A 17,892-nucleotide genomic window follows, 5' to 3' on the forward strand; every position below is an offset into this window, starting at 1 on the left:
AGGCCGCTCCTATCCTTCACACCGTCAACGGGCGTGAAGGGCCATGGCTCCACAGATTGTCGCGGATTTGGGGCTGTTCGGCCCCGGCCCGGCGTCAGGAGGCGCCGTCGGCGTCCAGCGCATAGCCCGCCGAGCGGACGGTACGGATGATATCGGGTTTACCGCCCTTGTTGAGCGCCTTGCGCAGCCGCCGGATATGCACGTCGACGGTCCGCGGCTCGATGTCCGAATCATGACCCCAGACGGAGTCCAGCAGCCTTTCGCGGCTGAACACCCGGCCCGGATGTTCGAGGAAATGCTTGAGCAGCCGGAACTCTGTGGGGCCGAGCGGAATCACCTGGCCGTCGCGGCGCACTTTGTAGCTGACGGTATCCATCGCGATGTCGCCATGAAGCAGCGGCTCGCCGGCCAGCGCCGGGCGCACGCGGCGAAGCACCGCGCCGACCCGGGCGACAAGCTCGCGCGGGCTGAACGGCTTGGTCACATAATCGTCGGCGCCGGTTTCGAGACCGCGGACGCGGTCCTCTTCCTCGCCGCGCGCGGTGAGCATGATGATCGGCACGTTCGCGGTGTCGGGCATGCGGCGCAGCCGACGGCAGACCTCGATTCCCGAAAGCCCCTCGATCATCCAGTCCAGCAGGACGAGGTCTGGCGGATTTTCCTGGGCGAGCAGCAGGGCCTCCTCGCCATCGGCGGTGTGCCGCACCTGGAATTCCTCGCGCTCGAAATGCCAGATCAGCAATTCGGTCAGCGCCATATCGTCTTCGACGAGGAGGAGTTTGGCTTTGCTCATGAGTCTTCCTCGGGTTCGGGCGCGAATGTTTCGCTCACATCGACGCGGTCGTCGAGATATTCGCCGGTCGCCGCGAAATGGACCATTTCGGCGATATTGGTCGCGTGATCGCCGACCCGTTCGAGATTCTTGGCGATGAACAGCAAATGGGTCGACTGGGTGATATTGTGCGAATTTTCCATCATGTAGGTCAGCAAGGCGCGGAACAGGCTGTTGTAGAAATCGTCGACCGCCTCGTCGCGCTCGATCACCTCCTTGGCCTTTTCCGCGTCGCGCGCCGCAAAGGCGTCGAGCACATTATGGACCATCTCGGAAACGATCTGCGCCATGGCCGGCAGGATGGAAAGCGGTTCGATCTCCACCCGGTGTTCGAACACCGGCACGCGCTTGGCGATATTCTTCGCATAATCGCCGATCCGTTCGATGACGGTGGCGATCTTCATCGCCGCCACCGCCTCGCGCAGATCGTCGGCGAGCGGCGCGCGCAAGGCGATCAGCCGGACGGCGTGGCGTTCGACTTCGGCCTCCAGTTCGTCGATCCGGTCGTCCTGTTCGACGACGCGGGCCGCGGTTTCCAGATCGTAGCGGATCAGCGCATGGATCGCGTCGCCGATCGCGGTTTCCGCGAGCCCGCCCATTTCGGAAACCAGCGCGCGCAGTTCGCCGATATCGTCGTCGAACGCCTTGACGGTATGTTCGGTGGTGTTGGACATCGTCGCTTTCCCCTTAGCCGTAGCGGCCGGTGATATAGTCCTTCGTCCGTTCTTTCTGCGGATTGGTGAACAGGTCGGACGTTTCGCCATATTCGACGAGCGTGCCGAGATGGAAAAAGGCCGTCCGCTGCGAAACGCGCGCGGCCTGCTGCATATTATGGGTGACGATCACGATGGCGTAGCGGCCGCGCAGTTCGTGGATCAGTTCCTCGATCTTGGCGGTGGCGATCGGATCGAGCGCCGAGCAGGGTTCGTCCATCAGGATCACCTCGGGATCGACGGCGATCGCGCGGGCGATGCACAGGCGCTGCTGCTGGCCGCCCGAGAGCGCGGTGCCGCTTTCGGTCAGCCGGTCCTTCACCTCGTCCCAAAGGCCGGCGCGGACCAGCGATTTCTCGACGATCTCCTCAAGCTCGGCCTTGCTCGTGGAAAGCCCGTGAATGCGGGGGCCGTAGGCGACATTTTCGAAGATCGATTTCGGAAAGGGATTGGGCTTCTGGAACACCATGCCGACGCGGGCGCGCAGCTGCACGACATCCATCGAAGCATCGTAGATATTCTCGCCGTCGAGTTCGATCTGGCCGGTCACGCGGGCAATCGGAATGGTGTCGTTCATCCGGTTGAGCGTGCGCAGGAAGGTAGACTTGCCGCAGCCCGACGGGCCGATAAATGCCGTGACATGGTCCATGCCGATATCGATCGACACCTTTTCGATCGCCTGTTTGGCGCCATAAAAGACGTCGACGTCGCGCGCCGTCATCTTCAGCGTTTCGGGCGGTATCGCTATTCGGTCGGTTGCCGGGGCGGCGATTTCGTCGTTCATTCTGTTACCACCGTTGTTCGTATTTGTTGCGCAGCCAGATCGCGATGCCGTTCATGGCGAGCAGGAAAACCAGCAGCACGATGATCGCCGCCGAGGTCTTCTCCACAAAGCCGGGATCGAGTTCGTCGGACCACAGGAAAATCTGGACCGGAAGCACGGTCGCCGCATCGGTAAAACCCGAGGGCGGGGAGGGGACGAAGGCGCGCATGCCGATCAGCAGCAGCGGCGCGGTTTCGCCGAGCGCGCGGCTCATGCCGATGATCGTGCCGGTCAGGATACCGGGCAGCGAGAGCGGCAGCACATGATGGGTCAGCACCTGCACGGGCGAGGCGCCGACGCCGAGCGCGGCATCGCGGATCGAGGGCGGTACCGTTTTGATCGCGTTGCGCCCCGCAATGACGATCACCGGCATCGTCATCAGGGCGAGCGTCAGCCCGCCGACGATCGCGGCGGATCGCGGCAGGTGGAAGGTGTTGATGAACACCGCCAGGCCCAACAGGCCGAAAATGATCGAGGGAACGGCCGCCAGATTGTTGATCGAAACCTCGATCAGGTCGGTCCAGCGGTTCTTGGGCGCATATTCCTCCAGATAGACGGCGGCGAGCACGCCGACCGGGAAGGCGAGGGCGATGGTGACGATCATCGTCAGCAGCGATCCCTTGAACGCGCCCCAGATGCCGACAAGCGTCGGGTCGCTGGAATCCGCCGACGAGAGGAAGGTCCAGCTGAGGCCGCGGCGGACATTGCCGTCCGCTTCCAGCTGCGCGTAGCGATCGATCATCGCACGGCGTTCGTCGGTCATGTGGAGGCCGTCGGCGCCGCGTGCGGCAAAATCGACCTCGGTCGACGCCTGCACCCAGATCCGTTCCTCGCGTCTCAGCAATTCGGGATCGTCGGCGACGGCTTCGCGCAGCCGCAGCCAGGCGCCGTTGGAGATCAGCATCGTGCCGTCCTCGCCATAGGCGTCGATCGCGGTCTGCTCGGCAAGCCCCTGGAAATCGGCGCCGGCCAGCAACTGGTCGCGGTCCCCTCCCTCGAGCTGCGCCGGTTCGAGGAAAATGTCGGACGCGGCAAAATCGACCGGCAGGGCGATCTCGGTCTGGGTGAAACCGCGCGCGCCGCTCGAAAGCATCGTGATCAGCAGGAAGGCGAGGAAGCCCGCCGACAGCAGTACCGCGAACAGGCCGTAGATGCGGAAGCGCTTTTCGGCGCGGTAGCGCGCGCGGATACGCCGCTGCATCGCATCGGTCGTCCAGTCGGTCGGCTCGCGGGCGGGGAATTGGGCGGCGTTCATTATTCGTAGGCCTCCCGGAAGCGTTTCACGACGCTCAGCGCGATGATGTTGAGCAGCAGGGTGACGATGAACAGGACAAGGCCCAGCGCGAAGGCGGCCAGCGTCTTGGAACTGTTGAATTCCTGATCGCCGGTCAGCAGCTGGACGATCTGCACCGTTACCGTCGTCACGCTCTCGAACGGGTTGGCGGTCAGGTTAGCGGCGAGGCCGGCGGCCATCACCACGATCATCGTCTCGCCGATGGCGCGGGAGACCGCGAGCAGCACGCCGCCGACAATGCCGGGAAGCGCGGCGGGGATCAGCACGCGCTTGATGGTTTCGGAGCTGGTCGCCCCCATGGCGAGGCTGCCGTCGCGCATCGCGCCGGGCACGGCGGCCAGCGAATCGTCCGCCATCGAGGATACGAAGGGGATGATCATCACCCCCATCACTACGCCCGCGGCGATCGCGCTTTCCGAAGAGGCGCTCGAAACGCCGAGGATGTTGACCGCGAAGTCGCGCACGGCGGGGGCAACGGTAAGCGCCGCGAAATAGCCATAGACGACGGTCGGCACGCCGGCGAGGATCTCGAGCACCGGCTTCATGATGGATCGCACGCGCGGCCGCGCATATTGGGTGAGGTAGACGGCGCTCATCAGGCCGAGCGGGATCGCGACGATCATCGCGATGATCGCGCCGATCAGGATGGTGCCCCAGAAGAGCGGGATCGCGCCGAACGACCCTTCGTCGCCGCCCGCCGTTGCCGATTGCGGGTTCCAGTGCGTGCCGAACAGGAATTCGGTGATCGAGATGCGGTCGAAAAAGACGATGGTTTCGAACAGCAGCGAGGCGACGATGCCGACGGTGGTGAGGATCGCGATCAGCGAGGCGAGCAGCAACACCCACATGACGAGCTTCTCGACCCGGTTTCGTGCGCGGAAATCCGGGCGCACCCGCAAAAAGGCGAAACCGCCCCCGGCAAAGGCCAGAAGGAGCGTCGCGACGATGCCGATTGTGCCGTAGAAGCTGTTGGCTTCCTGGAAGGCCGGAACGAGCGCACGCGCTTCCTCGTTGAAGGCGGCGGACAGTGAGCCGTCGGCCAGGGCATGCGCTTCGCTGAGGATCGCGGTGCGCTGGATATCCGCGGCCGGCAGCGCCTGCGCGGCCGGGCTCGCCAGAACCCATTGTTCGACAAGGCCGGGCATCAGGATCGACCACAGGACGAGAAAGGCGAGCGCAGGAATCGCCAGCCAGAGCGCGACATACCAGCCATGATAGCCGGGCAGCGAATGGGGGCGCGGCGCGGGGGCGGCCGGGCGCATCCGCATCGCGCGCATCCGGGCCGTGATCCACCCGATGGCGGCGAGCCCCAGAATCAGGAAAAACAAGCTGAACAGCGACACTTTAAGCGCGAATCCCTACCGATATTATGGCGCGAAACAGCCGCGCGGCACCCCGCGCGAAAACCATATCATGCCCGATCTCTTGCCCCATGAATGCCGGTCAACGCGAATCGCGCATTGCGACCAAGGAAGGCGCATCAGCCTTTGTGACACTCTCATTACGAGCAGATGACAACGTGGGCGGATTTTTCGGCAGGTGCACGATTACCCGCGTGCCGACGCCCGGCTCGCTTTCGATGTTCAGCCGCCCGCGATGGCGCTCGACGATATGTTTGACGATGGCGAGGCCAAGCCCCGTGCCGCCCATGGAACGGCTTCGGCCGGGGTCTACACGGTAAAACCGCTCGGTGAGGCGGGGCAGGTGTTCGGGGGATATGCCTTCGCCGCGATCTTCGATGACCAGGCGGACCATCGTTTCGGAAACCGATTCATAGGCGACCGTGACCGGGCTCTCTTCGGGGCTGTATTTGAGCGCATTGCCGACCAGATTGCTCACCAGCTGGGCGATCTGCACGCGATCGCCGGCAATCGCGACGCTTTTGTCGGCGCTTTCGATACGGATTTGCGCAAGATCGGTCCCCAACGTGGCGCAGGTCGCCTGGCAGGCCTCGTCGATCAGCGGGCCGAGCTCGATGGTTTCGGCGGGCGGGCGAAAACGCTCGGCCTCGATGCGGGAAAGTGACATCAGGTCGCCGATCAGCCGCTGCATCCGGCTCGCTTCGCCGTGCATGACTTCCAGAAAGCGGTTGCGCGTCTTCTTGTCCTTGGCCGCGCCGTCCTGCAGCGTTTCGATATAGCCGAGCAACGAGGCAAGCGGGGTGCGCAGCTCGTGGCTGGCATTGGCGACGAAATCGACGCGCATCTTTTCGGCGGCCTGGGTGCCGCTGCGATCGGCGAGGCGGACGAAACGGGTGTTGTTCTTCAGTTCGTGGATCACGAGTTCCCAGGGCCGTTCGCGTTCGCCGATGCCGACCAGTTCGATGGCGATGCGCGATTCGTCGTCCTTGGTATCGCCGATCAATCGCTCGGCGGCGGCCGGATGGCGGATTGCGAGGCGTACATCCTGTCCGATGATATGCGTGCCGAGCAACGCCTGGGCTGCCGGATTGGCGCGCACGACGCGGCGGCCGATGACCAGCAGGCTGGGATCGTCGATCGCGTTCATCAGCTCTTCCAGGGTCGGGAACAGCGCTTCTTCGGGCGGTTCCGGCGCGGCCTGCGGCTCGGGTTCGGGCCGCTCGGGCGCCGGCCGCCAGAGCAGGATCGCGCCGAAAACCGCACCGCCAAGGCATCCGAGCGCCAGGCCCAGGGGCGGCGCGCCGGCGGCATAGCCGGCCCAACCGAGGCCAAAGAGGGTTAACAGCGCGACAATCGCGCGAGGAGGCGTTATTTCGGCCATGCGCCAGGACAATACAGCGCGATTGTTACACTCGCCAGTGGCCCATACCCATTGTATGCGGCGGGCGAGCGCGAAAGGATTTGGAACAAGAGCGGCATGGCCGAAGAGCAGGATCAGGGCAAAGCCGGGGGTTCCGGCAAGAAAGCCGGTGGTTCCGTGGATCGCGGCCGCCGCGTGCTGATGCTCGGCGCCGCCGCGGCCTCGACCGTCGTCACCGTGCGTCCGGCGCTTGCCCAGACGACGGGTTCGATCATGTCCTGCGAAATCCCGATCCCCGATCCGGGCATGTCCGGCAATTTCATCGCGCCCGACGGTTCGGTCGTTCCGCCCGGCACGCCCGGCGCCTTCCCCCCGCCCGGCCGCAATCTGGTCGGCGAGGAAGTGCGCGATGCGCTCCAGTCCGGCGGGTCGATCCGCGGCTATGGTTATGAGCAGAGCCAGGCCTATACCAATTATATCCGCCGCCTGCAGACCGGGATGAGCGGCTTTACCTGTTACGCATCGATCCAGATGTCGCGCGGCTGAGGCCGCCGCCATGCCAGCGCCCGTCTATCGCGCCGATCCCGAAAAGGCGCGGCGCATCGTCCAACTCGATAGCGTCACCCTGATCTTCCACCGCGCTTCGGGCCTCACCCATATCGTCGCGCCGCCCGCACCGGAAATCCTTGCCGCGCTGGCCGAGGGCGATGCCGATGCGGCCACTTTGCTCGATCGGCTGAAGCGCGATTTCGATTTTGGCGAAGACGAAGAGCTGGAGGCAGCGCTCTCCGCGCGGCTGGCCGAGCTCGAAACCGCCGGGCTGGTGTGGCGGCCATGAGGCATGAATTCCGCCTGACCGTCGGCCCGGTGGGCTTCCGCATCGGATCGGACTGGCGCGAACCGCTGGATCGTCTCGCGGCGCTGTATGACGGCTATCCCGAGACCGCGCTGCCCGATTTTACCGTGCGGCTGTTCGCCCAGCGGCCCTGGCGGCGTTTCATCCGGCCCTCGGTGATGATCGGCGGCGATTATATGCTGCCCGATGCCGCGCCGATGGCGCTTGCCCATGGCCTGCTCGCCGCCGAAATGGGGATGAACCTGCAGATGGCGCTCGGCCAGCGCCGCTATTTGCTGCTTCACGCCTCGGCGGCGGAAAAGGGCGGCAAGGCGGTGCTGATGACCGGCGCTTCGGGCGCGGGCAAGTCCACGCTTTCGGCATTGCTCGGCGAGCGCGGCTGGCGGCTGATGGGCGACGAGTTTGCGCTGGTCGATTGCGAGACCGGGCTGCTCCATGCCTTTCCCCGGCTCGTCAGCCTGAAGAACGAAGCGATCGCGCTGTTCGAGGGTCAGGTGGATGCCCGGCGATTCGGTCCCAAGCTTTCCGACACGCCCAAGGGCACGATTCGCCACATGCGCCCCAATGACGAAGCCGTCGCGCATATGGCCGAGCCGGTAAAGCCCGCGCTGCTGCTCTTTCCGCGCTTCGGCCATGAGGCGGCGGTGCGGCCGATGGGCGCGGGCGAGGTTTTCGTGCGGCTGACCCAGGCCTCGACCAACTATGTCGCGCTGGGCGAAGCGGGTTTCGATGCGCTGTCTTCGCTCGTGAAAACGGTGCCGACGCGCGCCATCGACTATCCCGACACCGAAACCGCGCTGCGCCTTGTCGAGCAGCTCTGGACGGAAAGCTCGCTGTGAACGATGCGAGCGCCCTCGTTCGCGCGCTGCGCGATCCGGCTTCGGTCAAAAGCCTGGACAGCGACGGCTGGACCGCGCTTGTCTCCATCGCGCGGGCCGAACAGCTTGCCGGCAGCCTGGCCTATCAGGTGCAAGGTCTCGAGCTGCCCGCCGCCGCCGTGCGGCTGATGGCCGATGCCCGCCGTTCGGCAGAGCACCAGAGGCGGCAGGCGCTGTGGGAAGCGGAGATGGCGCGGCGCGCGCTCGGCGATCTCGACGTGCCGGTCATCCTCCTCAAGGGCACGGCCTATGTCGCGGCGGGGCTTTCCGCGGGGATCGGTCGCTCGATCGGCGATCTCGACATTCTCGTGCCGCGCGATGCGCTGGACGCCGTGGAGCGCGCGCTGATCGAGCGCGGCGGCTGGGAATGGGTGAAGGAAGACGAGTATGACGACGCCTATTATCGCGATCATATGCACGAGCTGCCGCCGCTGATCCACAAGGAGCGCGACCGGATGATCGACGTCCACCATACGATATTGCCGCGGACCGCGAAGCCGACGCCGGACGCGCAGGCGCTGGTGGCCGACAGCGTACCGATGGCGAACGGCCTGCATTTCCTCTCGCCGCCCGACATGATCTGCCACGCCGCCGCGCATCTGTTTGCCGATGGCGACCTCGCGGGGGGGCTCCGCAACCTGTGGGATATCGATCGGCTGTGCCGCGATTTTTTCACCCAGCCGGGCTTCTGGGAAACGCTGGGCGAACGCGCCGAGCGTCACGAACTGGCCAAGCCCGTGGGCCGCGCGCTGCGGCTGGCCGAAACGCTCTACGGCACGCCCGTCGACGGCGATGTCGCCGGACGGGCAAGGGCAGGGGACGGGCTTTATCTCCGCCGGCTTTTCGCGCGCGACGGCTGGGGCTGCGAAACGCGAAAGCCGTTGCGCTTCGCCTTCTATCTCCGCTCGCACTGGCTGCGCATGCCGCCGCTGATGCTCGCGCGGCATCTCTTCACCAAGTGGCGAAAAGCCTGAAGGCGGTTATAGGGAAAGGCGGAGTCGCGAAATTTCGAGAGGAAACGCTTATGCGACATCTGATTGCCGGTTTTGCCCTGTTGCTGCTCGCCGCCTGTTCGCTCGCCGCCGATGCCGATGCGGGCCGCGAGGCGGTCACCATCTTCCACGACCAGTTCGACGATCGCGAATTCGCCGCCATCTATCGCGAGGCGGACTCGGCCCTTCAGGACAGCGTCAGCGAGGCCGATTTCATCGCCCAGCTGGGCGCCTTTCGCGAGCGGATGGGCACGGTCGAAAGCACCGAGGAAGGCGGCTGGAACAGCCAGTCCGCCACCAGCGGCCGCCAGGTCGAGCTGAACCAGGAAACCCGGTTCCAGAACGGGACAGCCGACGAACGCTTCATCTTCCGGTTCGAAGGCGATGTGCCTCGGCTTGCCGGCTATCATTTCAATACGACCGAATTTACCGGCGAAGAGCCCGGTTCGACACCGCCGCCCGAAGCGGCGGGCAAATAGCGACTAGCCCAGCCGCGTCAGCGCCGGGATCAGCTCGTCATAATGGTCGATGATCGCATCGGCGCCCAGTTCCTCGACCGGCTGGTGGAGGAACCCGAAGCTGACGGCGACGGTCGGTATCCCGGCATTTTTCCCGGCCCCGATGTCATAGATCGAATCGCCGATAAACGCGCCGCGCTCCGCTGCGCAGCGCTTCATCATCTCGTCGATCGGCGCGCGGTGCGGTTTCGAAAAGCCCTTGCCCATCGTGTCGCCGCCGATGATGCAGCCGAAGCGCGGAGCGAGGCCGACCGCTTCGAGCAGCTTCACCGCGAAGCGTTCATATTTGTTGGTGACGACCGCCATCTTCACGCCCATCGCGTCGAGCCGGTCCATCGCCGGCAGCAGCCCCGGATAGGGATGCGATCCGCTGCCCAGATTGTCGCCGTAAAATTCCAGCAGCACCGGTAGCCATTCGTAGAGCAGTTCGTCGGACGTTTCTCCCGACGCCTCCAGCCCCACTTTCAGCATATGCTTCGCGCCGAGGCCGATCATCGGCTTCACCTCGTCGCGCGAAAAGGCGGGCCGCCCGAGCCGCCCGAGCGTGTAGTTCACCGCCTCGGTCAGCTCGTCGCTGGTGTCGAGCAGGGTGCCATCGAGATCGAAGCCGACCAGATCGAAAGGGAAGGGGGTGTTGGATGAAGCTGTCATGGTCGCGCCCATGCCCGTTTTGCATGCGGATGGCCATATGCCGCGGCAGCGGCTAGGGCGCGCATGCAATCGGCGCGGTCAGGGCCGCCCCTCGTCATCTTGGAGAATTTTTACAGTCATGGCTTCCTTCAAAGACCCCAGTTTCCAGGAGCGCACCGCGCTCGCCAATCGAGCGAAGCAGAAGGCGCTCGAACAATTGAAGGCGAAGCCCAAGGTCGACGAAGCGGTATTGGCCGAACGCCGCGCGGCGCGGATCGCCCGCGAAGAGGCGGAAGCGGAAAAGCGGGCGGCGAAGCGGGCCGCGCAAGAACAGGCCGAGGCGGAAAAAGCCAGCGCCGCCGCGGCGCAGGCCGCCGAGGCGGTCGAGCTGACCGAAGCCGAGAAAAAGGCCGCGCGCGACGCGAAATATGCGGCGCGCAAGAAGAACAAGAAAAAGCGGCGCTAGCGCAGTGCTGCCGCGCGTCGAACTGGACAGGTTGGCGCTGCCGGACGGCGGCACCCTGCGGCTGATCCAGCGCGGCGACGAATTCTCGATCATGCTCGACACCAACGAGCTGATGAACAGCCGGCTGAGCGCGTCCGAAGAAGCGTTGGCGACGATGAGTATCGAGCGGCGGGGCGGCGTCGAGGCGCCGCATCTGCTGATCGGCGGTCTCGGCATGGGTTTCACATTGCGCGCGGCGCTGGGCGCGCTGGGGCCGGAGGCGCGGCTCACCGTGGCCGAGCTGATCCCGCAAGTCGTCGAGTGGGCGCGCGGGCCGATGGCTTCGCTGTTCGGGGCCTGTCTCGACGATCCGCGCGTCACGATCGAAATTGCCGATGTCGGCAACCTCATCCATTTTCCGCTATCGCGCTACGATGCCATCCTGCTCGATGTCGATAACGGCCCCGACGGGCTGACCCGGGAAGCCAATGACGAGCTTTACGGCCTTGGCGGCTTGCGCGCCGCCTATGATGCGCTGAACCCGGGCGGGATATTGGCGGTCTGGTCGGTGGCCTCGGATCCCGGTTTTGCCCGGCGGCTGCGCCGCGCGAACTTCGCGGTCGACGAGGTGCGGGTGCGGGCCCATGCCGGCAGGCGCGGCGCGCATCATGTGATCTGGTTCGCGAAGAAGCCCGGTTGAGCGCTGCTCCTGTGCGATCCCGGCTTTGCTATGGAAATGGCAGGGATTTGCTGGCAGGACGGCGCGCGTGATGAGCGACGGAACCGCCCTCGAAACGCCGCGCGCCTTTGCAGCGGTGATCCTTGCCGCGGGCAAGGGTACGCGGATGAAATCGGCGCGCCACAAGGTGCTCCACGACATCGCCGGAAAGCCGATGCTCGCCCATCTGATGGACGAGATGAAACGGCTGGCGCCTGCCGAAACGGTGGTCGTGCTGGGCGACGGGCGCGAGCAGGTGGAACCCCTGGTCGGCGGCCATGGCGGTACGGTCGCTGTGCAAGGCGAGCAGCTCGGCACCGGTCATGCGGCGCTGATGGCGAAAGAAAAATTGCAAGGTTTTGAAGGCGATATACTCGTCTGTTTCGGCGATGTGCCGATGGTGCGCGCGGAAACCGCGGCGGCGATGCTGGAACGGCTCAACGCCGGTGACGCGCCCGCGACGGTGGTGCTTGGCTTCCGCCCGCCCGATGCGCTCGCCTATGGCCGGATCATCGCCGATGACGCCGGCACGATCGCGAAGATGGTCGAGCATAAGGATGCGAGCGCAGAGGAACGCGCGGTCGATCTTTGCAATTCGGGCCTGATCGCGACGCGCGGCGCGGATCTCTTCGCGCTCCTGGAAAAGGTCGGCAACGATAATGCGCAGGGCGAATATTATCTGCCCGATATCGTCATGGTGGCGCTGGGCGAGGGCCGGGCCAGCGCGGTGATCGAGGCCGAACCCTGGGAGGTCGACGGCATCAACAGCCGCGCCGAACTCGCCGCCGTCGAACGCCGCTGGCAGGATCGCCGCCGCGCCGAAGCGATGGCGGAGGGCGTTACGCTGGTCGATCCGGCAACCGTCTGGTTCAGCCACGACACGATCATTGGCAGCGATGTCGCGATCGAGCCCCATGTGCGCTTCGGCCCCGGCGTGGAGATCGGCAACGACGTGATGATCCACGCCTTCAGCCATATCGAAGGGGCGACCGTGCACGAAGGCGCGACGATCGGCCCCTTCGCGCGGCTGCGCCCGGGCGCGGTAATGGAGAAGGGCTCAAAGGTCGGCAATTTCGTCGAGATGAAAAAGGCGGTGCTGGGCGAGGGCGCCAAGGCCAACCACCTGACCTATCTCGGCGACGCGACCGTCGGCGCGAACGCCAATATCGGCGCGGGCACGATCACCTGCAATTATGACGGCTTCTTCAAATATCAGACGGTTATCGGCGCGGGCGCGTTCATCGGCTCCAACTCCGCGCTGGTCGCACCGGTCGTCATCGGCCAGGGCGCGATTGTCGGCGCGGGCAGCGTGGTGACAAGCGATGTCGAGGCCGACGCGCTCGCGCTGGCCCGCGGCGATCAGAGTGCGAAACCCGGCTGGGCCAAACGCTTCCGCGAGGCGATGACGAAGAAAAAGGCGGGCAAATAGCTTCAGGGCCGTCAGACCAGCCGCCAGGCCGTGTTTACCACACTGTGCATCAGGATCGGCGCGAGCACGCTGCCGGTCGATAGCCGCAGCCACATCAGCAAAAGGCCGATCCCGCCGGCGAACAGAGCGATCTCCGGCGAGAAGAAGATGCCGGTATCGGTCCAGACAAAGCAATGGATCGCGCCGAACATGATCGTCGCGATGCCCGCCGCCCAGCCGAAATTGGCGGCGAAAAAGCGCGGCCCTTCACCAAAGGCCTGGACAAGGCAGTAAAGCAGGACGCCGCGATAGAAGATTTCTTCGTCGAGGCTCGGCATGGTCAGCTGATAGGCGATCGTGTCGGTATCGAAGGCGGGCGTGTCCGACATCAGCGCGAGTACGATATCGATCGCGAAGAGCAGTGCGAACACCGCCCAGCCGACCTTCCAGCTTGCGGCCTGGCGCAGGGTGATACCTGCCGCCTCGCGGTCGATCAGCGGCGTCGCGATCAGGACCAGCGAGACGGAGAGGGCGACGATCTTGCCGGCCCAGTTGAAGCTGGTCGCCGGACTGCCGGCAAGATCGAAGAGGAATGCGTTGATGCCGAACATGTCGACGACCAGCGCGAGGTTGAGGTTGAGCAGCGCCAGCGCGATGGCCAACCAGCGCCAGTCGAACCGCTTGCGCGCGAAGATCGCCGCGACGGCGCCGGACGCGAGGAACACCCCGTTCCACAGCAGGATGCTGATCCCATAGTCGATGTCGCCCATTGTCTTCCCCCGGTTTCGTCCCGCGCGGATTGCGTCTCCGACGCCGGCACGCCATAGTAAAATGCAGCAATAAATTATCGTTATACGATAATAATTATCGCATGAAGGAAAGAATCGAGCGATGTCAAGATTGAAAAGATGGATCATTGTCGCGAGCGTCGGCTTTCTGTGCCTCATCCCGCTGTTTGCGCTTGTCGCGATTGCCGGCGTGGTGTCCTATTGGGGCTTCGGGGTCGATCATGTGGACAGCAGCCTGTTTGGGCCGAATTTCCTTGTCCTTGCCGAAGCGCCGCCGGTGCCCGAGCGGCAGGTCTATGGGCTGGTAGCGGCCCTCGTGCCGCTGCTGCTCTGGCTCTGCGCGCAAGTCCGTCTGTTCGTGATGTTCGCCCTGTGCGCGAGCGGCCGGGCGCTGGGCACGGCTACCGTTCGCCATCTGCGCGCCTTTTCGCTTTATGCCGCGCTCGCGGTGCTGTCGGGCTTTGCGCTAAGCGGCGTCATGCGCTGGGCGGCAGGGGAATTCGACGATGCCCCACTCTGGACGCATCTCGGCTTTTCCACGACGCATGCGGCGGTGCTGTTCATGGCCGCGATCATGTTCGTCGCCTCCCACATTATCGAGGAGGGCTATGATTATAAGCGCGAGACCGAGGAATATGTCTGAGCCATGGCGATAGTCATCACACTCGATATCATGCTGGCACGTCGCAAGATGAAGTCCAAGGAGCTTGCGGCGGCGATCGGTATTACCGAGGCCAATCTTTCCAAGCTGAAATCCGGCCATGTGAAGGGCGTGAAGCTTGAAACGCTCGACCGGATCTGCGCGGCGCTGGAGTGCGAGCCCGGCGATCTGCTCGCTTGGGAACCCGGCGCCGACGAATAGCGCGCTTCTTCACGCCTCGATCAGCAGCCGCGGACCGGGCCCTTTCGCGCCGACCCGGTCCTCGGGATTGTAGAGCGCGCATTTCTTCAAGGACAGGCAGCCGCAACCGATACAGCCGTCCAGCCGGTCGCGAGTCCGCTCAAGTTCGGCGATGCGGGCGTCGATCGTGCTGCGGATCGCGTTGCTGATCTTCGTCCAGTCCCGGGCCGTGGGCGTGCGGCCCTCGGGCAGTTTTTCGAGCTGTTCGGCGATCTCGCCGATAGAAAGCCCGAGCTGCTGGGCGATCAGCACGAAGGAGAGGCGGCGGATATCCGACCGCAGGAAACGCCGTTGCCCGCCCGATGTGCGGATTGGATGAACGAGCCCCTTTTCCTCGTAAAAACGGATCGCCGAAACGGCGAGTCCGGTCCGGGCCGCCAGATCGCCGATCGGGATGAGTGTGGATTTCGCCATAACCGTGATCGCTTTTTCCGTTTGAAATAAAGCTTGATCTCAACTTAACTTGAGGTTGTAGCAATGGCAACCGAAGCAGGGACGCTTCGGTTCAACAGCCGAAGCATCGCCTGCCGCAACCCGGAAGGAGCAGGCGCATGCAACTCAACCAGGTCACGCTCGGCTGTGTCGACTATCCGGCCTCGGTCGCCTTCTACACGGCGCTCGGCCTGACCCGGATCGTCGATGCCCCGCCGCGCTACGCGCGGTTCGAAACGCCGACCGGCGAAACCTTCTCCATCCATCTTGTCGACCGGATCGAGGGCGCGAGCACGATGATCTATTTCGAGATCGAGGCGCTCGACGAGGCGGTCGCGGCGCTGAAAGCGCGCGGCATCGCCTTCGACAGCGGGCCGCGCGACGAAAACTGGGGCTGGCGCGAGGCACGGCTTCGCGATCCCGCCGGCAATCCGCTTTGCCTCTTCCGTGGCGGCGAGAACCGCCGCTTCCCGCCCTGGCGGATCGACACCCTTCACGCAGCAAAGGAACAGGACCAATGACCACAGGAAAACTCGAACACGTCAACATCTCCGTCACCGATCCCCGGCGTTCGGCCGATCTCATGCGCGATCTTTTCGGCTGGGAGATCCGCTGGGAAGGCGAGGCGATGCTGGGCGGCCACACCATCCATGTCGGCAATGAATTCGATTATCTCGCGATCTACACCAATCCCGATATTGCCGAAGCGGACCCGGCCTTTCGCAAGAGCGAGCCGCTCAACCATATCGGCGTCGTCGTCGACGATCTCGATGCGGTGGAGGCGAAGGTGATTGCGGCGGGCTTCGAACCCTTCAGCCATGGCGACTACGATCCGGGCCGCCGTTTCTATTTCCTCGACTGGAACGGCATCGAGTTCGAGGTGGTGAGCTATGCATAGGATCAATTGCCTGCTCGCCGCCCTTGGGCCCTATATGGTGACGCGCACCTGCGATGTCGAAGCGGCGTCCGCGCTGCGGCCTTCTGCGCGCGCTCCCAGGCGGAAGACGCGCAAGAAGAAGGAGAAGTCCCTGCCCGATTCCAGCCGCCACCGCCTGTTGTTCACTTGAAGCTAACGGGGTTCCGTCTAAACAGCGCTTTATGTGTGGAATTATCGGCATTCTCGGCAAGGGCAGCGTGGCGGACCGTCTGATCGACGGCCTCAGGCGGCTCGAATATCGCGGCTATGACAGCGCGGGCATTGCCGTGCTTACTGATCGCGGCATCGAGCGGCGGCGGGCCGAGGGCAAGCTCGACAATCTGGTGAAGGTGCTCGCCACCGATCCGGTCGATGGCGTCGCCGGCATCGCCCATACCCGCTGGGCGACGCACGGCGCGCCGACCACCGACAATGCCCACCCCCATGCGACCGAAGAAGTGGCGCTGGTCCACAATGGCATCATCGAGAATTTCAAGGAATTGCGCGACGAACTGCTCGCGCGCGGCCGGACGTTCGAAAGCGAGACCGATACCGAAGTTGTTGCCCATCTGATTTCCGAACAGGTCGAGCGAGGCGTCGAACCGCGCGATGCGGTGCGCAAGACGTTGGACCGGCTGCACGGGGCCTTTGCACTGGCGATCATGTTCAAAAGCCATCCCGACCTGCTGATCGGCGCGCGGCTCGGTTCGCCGCTCGTCGTCGGCCATGGCGACGGCGAAAATGAGGGTGAGAATTATCTCGGATCGGATGCGATCGGCCTCGCGCCCTTCACCCAGAAGATCAGCTATCTCGAAGAAGGCGATATGGTCGTCATCTCCCGCGATACGACGACGATCTACGATGCCGACGACAAGCCGGTCGTGCGGCCGGTGAGCGAAAGCGGCGCTTCTGCGGCGATGATGGAGAAGGGCAACCATCGCCACTTCATGCAGAAGGAGATTTTCGAGCAACCGATCGTCGTCGCGCAGACGCTGAAAAGCTATCTGCGCCGGATCGACGATTGCGTGTCGATGCCCGACATGGAGTTCGATCTGGCCGGTTTTGACCGCGTCTCGATCGTCGCCTGCGGGACGAGCAGCTATGTCGCGATGATCGGCAAATACTGGATCGAGAAGTTCGCGCGCGTGCCGGTGGAAACCGATGTCGCGAGCGAATTCCGCTATCGCGATCCGGTGCTCGGCAAGAACCAGCTCGCGATCTTCATTTCGCAATCGGGCGAAACCGCCGACACGCTCGCCGCGCTCAAACATTGCAAGGCGGCGGGTCTGAAGACGGCCGGCATCATCAACGTGCCGACCAGCTCGATGGCGCGCGAGGTGGACCTCTTGCTGCCGACCCATGCCGGGCCGGAGATCGGCGTCGCCTCGACGAAAGCCTTTACCTGCCAGTTGGCCGTGATGGCGGCCTTCGCCACACGGATCGCGCGCGCCAAGGGGGTGCTTTCGGCTGCCGAGGAGAAGGATATCGTCCACCATCTCTCCGAAGCGCCCGAAGCGATGAATTTCGCGCTCGGCCATGACGAGGATATCGAGGCGATGGCACACAAGATCGCCGAGGCGCGCGACGTGCTGTATCTCGGCCGCGGCCCCGATTATCCGATGGCGCTGGAAGGCGCGCTGAAACTCAAGGAAATCAGCTATATCCACGCCGAAGGCTATGCGAGTGGCGAGATGAAGCACGGGCCGATCGCGCTGATCGACGATCATGTTCCGCTGATCGTCATCGCGCCCTCCGGCCCGTTGTTCGACAAGACCGTTTCCAACATGCAGGAAGCCCAAGCGCGCGGCGCCCAGGTCGTGCTGATCTCCGACGCAGACGGCATCGCCAAGGCGGGCGAGGGGACGATCGCGACGATCGAGATGCCCAAGGTGCATCCCCTGATCGCGCCGCTGGTTTACGCGATTCCCGTCCAGCTGCTCGCCTATCATGTCGCAGTGGCCAAGGGCACGGATGTCGACCAGCCGCGTAATCTGGCGAAGAGCGTGACGGTGGAGTGAGCACAATCT

The 17,892-nt window shown here is 64.5% G+C and carries 22 protein-coding genes; 13 read left to right on the top strand and 9 right to left on the bottom strand.

Annotated features, from left to right (window positions below; all coding sequences use genetic code 11):
• Positions 1 to 94 precede the first annotated feature (94 nt).
• The 6 genes from phoB to H6P80_RS06735 all read right to left on the bottom strand — a co-directional run bounded on the left by phoB (position 95) and on the right by H6P80_RS06735 (position 6,404).
• Positions 95 to 793 carry a phosphate regulon transcriptional regulator PhoB gene (gene phoB, locus H6P80_RS06710; protein ID WP_185800527.1) on the bottom strand — a complete coding sequence of 233 codons (699 nt, stop codon included), beginning with the start codon at positions 791 to 793 and terminating at the stop codon, positions 95 to 97.
• The gene (gene phoU / locus H6P80_RS06715) at positions 790 to 1,506 is read right to left on the bottom strand and encodes a phosphate signaling complex protein PhoU (RefSeq protein ID WP_185800528.1); all 717 of its coding nucleotides are present in this window, start codon (positions 1,504 to 1,506) and stop codon (positions 790 to 792) included. Before phoU ends, phoB begins: the two co-directional genes overlap by 4 nt.
• Positions 1,507 to 1,519: 13 nt before the next feature.
• The gene (gene pstB, locus H6P80_RS06720; protein ID WP_185800529.1) at positions 1,520 to 2,329 is read right to left on the bottom strand and encodes a phosphate ABC transporter ATP-binding protein PstB; all 810 of its coding nucleotides are present in this window, start codon (positions 2,327 to 2,329) and stop codon (positions 1,520 to 1,522) included.
• Positions 2,330 to 2,333: 4 nt separating this feature from the next.
• Complete coding sequence (gene pstA / locus H6P80_RS06725; RefSeq protein WP_185800530.1) at positions 2,334 to 3,623, bottom strand: phosphate ABC transporter permease PstA; 1,290 nt, start codon at positions 3,621 to 3,623, stop codon at positions 2,334 to 2,336.
• On the bottom strand, positions 3,623 to 5,005 hold the full coding sequence (pstC, locus tag H6P80_RS06730; protein WP_185800531.1) for a phosphate ABC transporter permease subunit PstC: 1,383 nt from the start codon (positions 5,003 to 5,005) through the stop codon (positions 3,623 to 3,625). Before pstC ends, pstA begins: the two co-directional genes overlap by 1 nt.
• A 100-nt stretch (positions 5,006 to 5,105) precedes the next feature.
• Positions 5,106 to 6,404 (bottom strand): sensor histidine kinase, encoded by a 1,299-nt coding sequence (locus H6P80_RS06735; protein ID WP_185800532.1) that lies wholly within the window; start codon positions 6,402 to 6,404, stop codon positions 5,106 to 5,108.
• A 180-nt stretch (positions 6,405 to 6,584) separates the two neighbouring features.
• Here H6P80_RS06735 and H6P80_RS06740 point away from each other — a divergent pair, with 180 nt between their 5' ends.
• The 5 genes from H6P80_RS06740 to H6P80_RS06760 are packed head-to-tail and all read left to right on the top strand — an operon-like array spanning position 6,585 to position 9,588.
• On the top strand, positions 6,585 to 6,929 hold the full coding sequence (locus H6P80_RS06740; protein ID WP_185801004.1) for a hypothetical protein: 345 nt from the start codon (positions 6,585 to 6,587) through the stop codon (positions 6,927 to 6,929).
• Positions 6,930 to 6,939: 10 nt separating this feature from the next.
• Positions 6,940 to 7,221 carry an HPr-rel-A system PqqD family peptide chaperone gene (locus H6P80_RS06745; protein WP_185800533.1) on the top strand — a complete coding sequence of 94 codons (282 nt, stop codon included), beginning with the start codon at positions 6,940 to 6,942 and terminating at the stop codon, positions 7,219 to 7,221.
• Entirely contained in the window at positions 7,218 to 8,078 is an 861-nt protein-coding gene (locus tag H6P80_RS06750) for an HprK-related kinase A (RefSeq protein ID WP_185800534.1), read from the top strand. Before H6P80_RS06745 ends, H6P80_RS06750 begins: the two co-directional genes overlap by 4 nt.
• Positions 8,075 to 9,091 (top strand): nucleotidyltransferase domain-containing protein, encoded by a 1,017-nt coding sequence (locus H6P80_RS06755; protein WP_185800535.1) that lies wholly within the window; start codon positions 8,075 to 8,077, stop codon positions 9,089 to 9,091. Before H6P80_RS06750 ends, H6P80_RS06755 begins: the two co-directional genes overlap by 4 nt.
• A gap of 50 nt (positions 9,092 to 9,141) precedes the next feature.
• Positions 9,142 to 9,588: a DUF4019 domain-containing protein gene (locus H6P80_RS06760; protein ID WP_185800536.1), complete on the top strand. Its 447-nt coding sequence runs from the start codon at positions 9,142 to 9,144 to the stop codon at positions 9,586 to 9,588.
• A 3-nt stretch (positions 9,589 to 9,591) separates the two neighbouring features.
• On the opposite strand, the gene H6P80_RS06765 is transcribed toward H6P80_RS06760, so the two are convergent.
• A complete protein-coding gene (locus tag H6P80_RS06765) occupies positions 9,592 to 10,278 on the bottom strand; it encodes an HAD-IA family hydrolase (protein ID WP_185800537.1) in 687 nt (228 codons plus the stop codon).
• Between the two features lie 118 nt (positions 10,279 to 10,396).
• On the opposite strand from H6P80_RS06765, the gene H6P80_RS06770 reads away from it, so the two are divergent.
• The 3 genes from H6P80_RS06770 to glmU all read left to right on the top strand — a co-directional run bounded on the left by H6P80_RS06770 (position 10,397) and on the right by glmU (position 12,849).
• The gene (locus H6P80_RS06770) at positions 10,397 to 10,723 is read left to right on the top strand and encodes a DUF6481 family protein (protein ID WP_185800538.1); all 327 of its coding nucleotides are present in this window, start codon (positions 10,397 to 10,399) and stop codon (positions 10,721 to 10,723) included.
• A 4-nt stretch (positions 10,724 to 10,727) separates the two neighbouring features.
• Complete coding sequence (locus H6P80_RS06775; RefSeq protein WP_185800539.1) at positions 10,728 to 11,402, top strand: polyamine aminopropyltransferase; 675 nt, start codon at positions 10,728 to 10,730, stop codon at positions 11,400 to 11,402.
• Between the two features lie 70 nt (positions 11,403 to 11,472).
• Positions 11,473 to 12,849, top strand: a complete 1,377-nt coding sequence (glmU, locus tag H6P80_RS06780) for a bifunctional UDP-N-acetylglucosamine diphosphorylase/glucosamine-1-phosphate N-acetyltransferase GlmU (protein ID WP_185800540.1) — start codon at positions 11,473 to 11,475, stop codon at positions 12,847 to 12,849.
• An 11-nt stretch (positions 12,850 to 12,860) separates the two neighbouring features.
• Here the strand turns inward: glmU and H6P80_RS06785 are convergent, their stop codons facing one another.
• Positions 12,861 to 13,598 carry a CPBP family intramembrane glutamic endopeptidase gene (locus H6P80_RS06785; RefSeq protein ID WP_185800541.1) on the bottom strand — a complete coding sequence of 246 codons (738 nt, stop codon included), beginning with the start codon at positions 13,596 to 13,598 and terminating at the stop codon, positions 12,861 to 12,863.
• A 121-nt stretch (positions 13,599 to 13,719) separates the two neighbouring features.
• Between H6P80_RS06785 and H6P80_RS06790 the strand changes: the two genes are divergently transcribed.
• Both H6P80_RS06790 and H6P80_RS06795 read left to right on the top strand, forming a co-directional pair.
• Positions 13,720 to 14,259, top strand: a complete 540-nt coding sequence (locus tag H6P80_RS06790) for a DUF2975 domain-containing protein (RefSeq protein WP_185800542.1) — start codon at positions 13,720 to 13,722, stop codon at positions 14,257 to 14,259.
• Positions 14,260 to 14,262: 3 nt separating this feature from the next.
• Positions 14,263 to 14,478: a helix-turn-helix domain-containing protein gene (locus H6P80_RS06795; protein WP_185800543.1), complete on the top strand. Its 216-nt coding sequence runs from the start codon at positions 14,263 to 14,265 to the stop codon at positions 14,476 to 14,478.
• A 9-nt stretch (positions 14,479 to 14,487) separates the two neighbouring features.
• On the opposite strand, the gene soxR is transcribed toward H6P80_RS06795, so the two are convergent.
• The gene (gene soxR / locus H6P80_RS06800) at positions 14,488 to 14,931 is read right to left on the bottom strand and encodes a redox-sensitive transcriptional activator SoxR (RefSeq protein ID WP_185800544.1); all 444 of its coding nucleotides are present in this window, start codon (positions 14,929 to 14,931) and stop codon (positions 14,488 to 14,490) included.
• A gap of 137 nt (positions 14,932 to 15,068) precedes the next feature.
• Here soxR and H6P80_RS06805 point away from each other — a divergent pair, with 137 nt between their 5' ends.
• From H6P80_RS06805 to glmS, 3 genes are all read left to right on the top strand, one after another.
• Entirely contained in the window at positions 15,069 to 15,470 is a 402-nt protein-coding gene (locus H6P80_RS06805; RefSeq protein WP_185800545.1) for a VOC family protein, read from the top strand.
• Positions 15,467 to 15,847 carry a VOC family protein gene (locus H6P80_RS06810; RefSeq protein ID WP_185800546.1) on the top strand — a complete coding sequence of 127 codons (381 nt, stop codon included), beginning with the start codon at positions 15,467 to 15,469 and terminating at the stop codon, positions 15,845 to 15,847. Before H6P80_RS06805 ends, H6P80_RS06810 begins: the two co-directional genes overlap by 4 nt.
• A gap of 200 nt (positions 15,848 to 16,047) precedes the next feature.
• Positions 16,048 to 17,883: a glutamine--fructose-6-phosphate transaminase (isomerizing) gene (glmS, locus tag H6P80_RS06820; RefSeq protein WP_185800548.1), complete on the top strand. Its 1,836-nt coding sequence runs from the start codon at positions 16,048 to 16,050 to the stop codon at positions 17,881 to 17,883.
• Positions 17,884 to 17,892 lie beyond the last annotated feature (9 nt).

This window comes from Parasphingopyxis marina (assembly GCF_014237875.1).
Lineage (GTDB): Bacteria > Pseudomonadota > Alphaproteobacteria > Sphingomonadales > Sphingomonadaceae > Parasphingopyxis > Parasphingopyxis marina.

Excerpts from the sequence above, each read along its gene's own strand:
- H6P80_RS06740 (WP_185801004.1), top strand. The coding sequence starts at position 6,585 with ATGCTCGGCGCCGCCGCGGCCTCGACCGTCGTCACCGTGCGTCCGGCG.
- glmU (WP_185800540.1), top strand. The coding sequence starts at position 11,473 with ATGAGCGACGGAACCGCCCTCGAAACGCCGCGCGCCTTTGCAGCGGTG.
- H6P80_RS06795 (WP_185800543.1), top strand. The coding sequence starts at position 14,263 with ATGGCGATAGTCATCACACTCGATATCATGCTGGCACGTCGCAAGATG.
- H6P80_RS06770 (WP_185800538.1), top strand. The coding sequence starts at position 10,397 with ATGGCTTCCTTCAAAGACCCCAGTTTCCAGGAGCGCACCGCGCTCGCC.
- phoB (WP_185800527.1), bottom strand. The coding sequence starts at position 793 with ATGAGCAAAGCCAAACTCCTCCTCGTCGAAGACGATATGGCGCTGACC.
- H6P80_RS06750 (WP_185800534.1), top strand. The coding sequence starts at position 7,218 with ATGAGGCATGAATTCCGCCTGACCGTCGGCCCGGTGGGCTTCCGCATC.
- H6P80_RS06760 (WP_185800536.1), top strand. The coding sequence starts at position 9,142 with ATGCGACATCTGATTGCCGGTTTTGCCCTGTTGCTGCTCGCCGCCTGT.
- H6P80_RS06785 (WP_185800541.1), bottom strand. The coding sequence starts at position 13,598 with ATGGGCGACATCGACTATGGGATCAGCATCCTGCTGTGGAACGGGGTG.
- H6P80_RS06790 (WP_185800542.1), top strand. The coding sequence starts at position 13,720 with ATGTCAAGATTGAAAAGATGGATCATTGTCGCGAGCGTCGGCTTTCTG.
- soxR (WP_185800544.1), bottom strand. The coding sequence starts at position 14,931 with ATGGCGAAATCCACACTCATCCCGATCGGCGATCTGGCGGCCCGGACC.
- H6P80_RS06810 (WP_185800546.1), top strand. The coding sequence starts at position 15,467 with ATGACCACAGGAAAACTCGAACACGTCAACATCTCCGTCACCGATCCC.
- phoU (WP_185800528.1), bottom strand. The coding sequence starts at position 1,506 with ATGTCCAACACCACCGAACATACCGTCAAGGCGTTCGACGACGATATC.
- pstA (WP_185800530.1), bottom strand. The coding sequence starts at position 3,623 with ATGAACGCCGCCCAATTCCCCGCCCGCGAGCCGACCGACTGGACGACC.
- H6P80_RS06805 (WP_185800545.1), top strand. The coding sequence starts at position 15,069 with ATGCAACTCAACCAGGTCACGCTCGGCTGTGTCGACTATCCGGCCTCG.
- H6P80_RS06735 (WP_185800532.1), bottom strand. The coding sequence starts at position 6,404 with ATGGCCGAAATAACGCCTCCTCGCGCGATTGTCGCGCTGTTAACCCTC.
- H6P80_RS06745 (WP_185800533.1), top strand. The coding sequence starts at position 6,940 with ATGCCAGCGCCCGTCTATCGCGCCGATCCCGAAAAGGCGCGGCGCATC.
- H6P80_RS06765 (WP_185800537.1), bottom strand. The coding sequence starts at position 10,278 with ATGACAGCTTCATCCAACACCCCCTTCCCTTTCGATCTGGTCGGCTTC.
- pstB (WP_185800529.1), bottom strand. The coding sequence starts at position 2,329 with ATGAACGACGAAATCGCCGCCCCGGCAACCGACCGAATAGCGATACCG.
- glmS (WP_185800548.1), top strand. The coding sequence starts at position 16,048 with ATGTGTGGAATTATCGGCATTCTCGGCAAGGGCAGCGTGGCGGACCGT.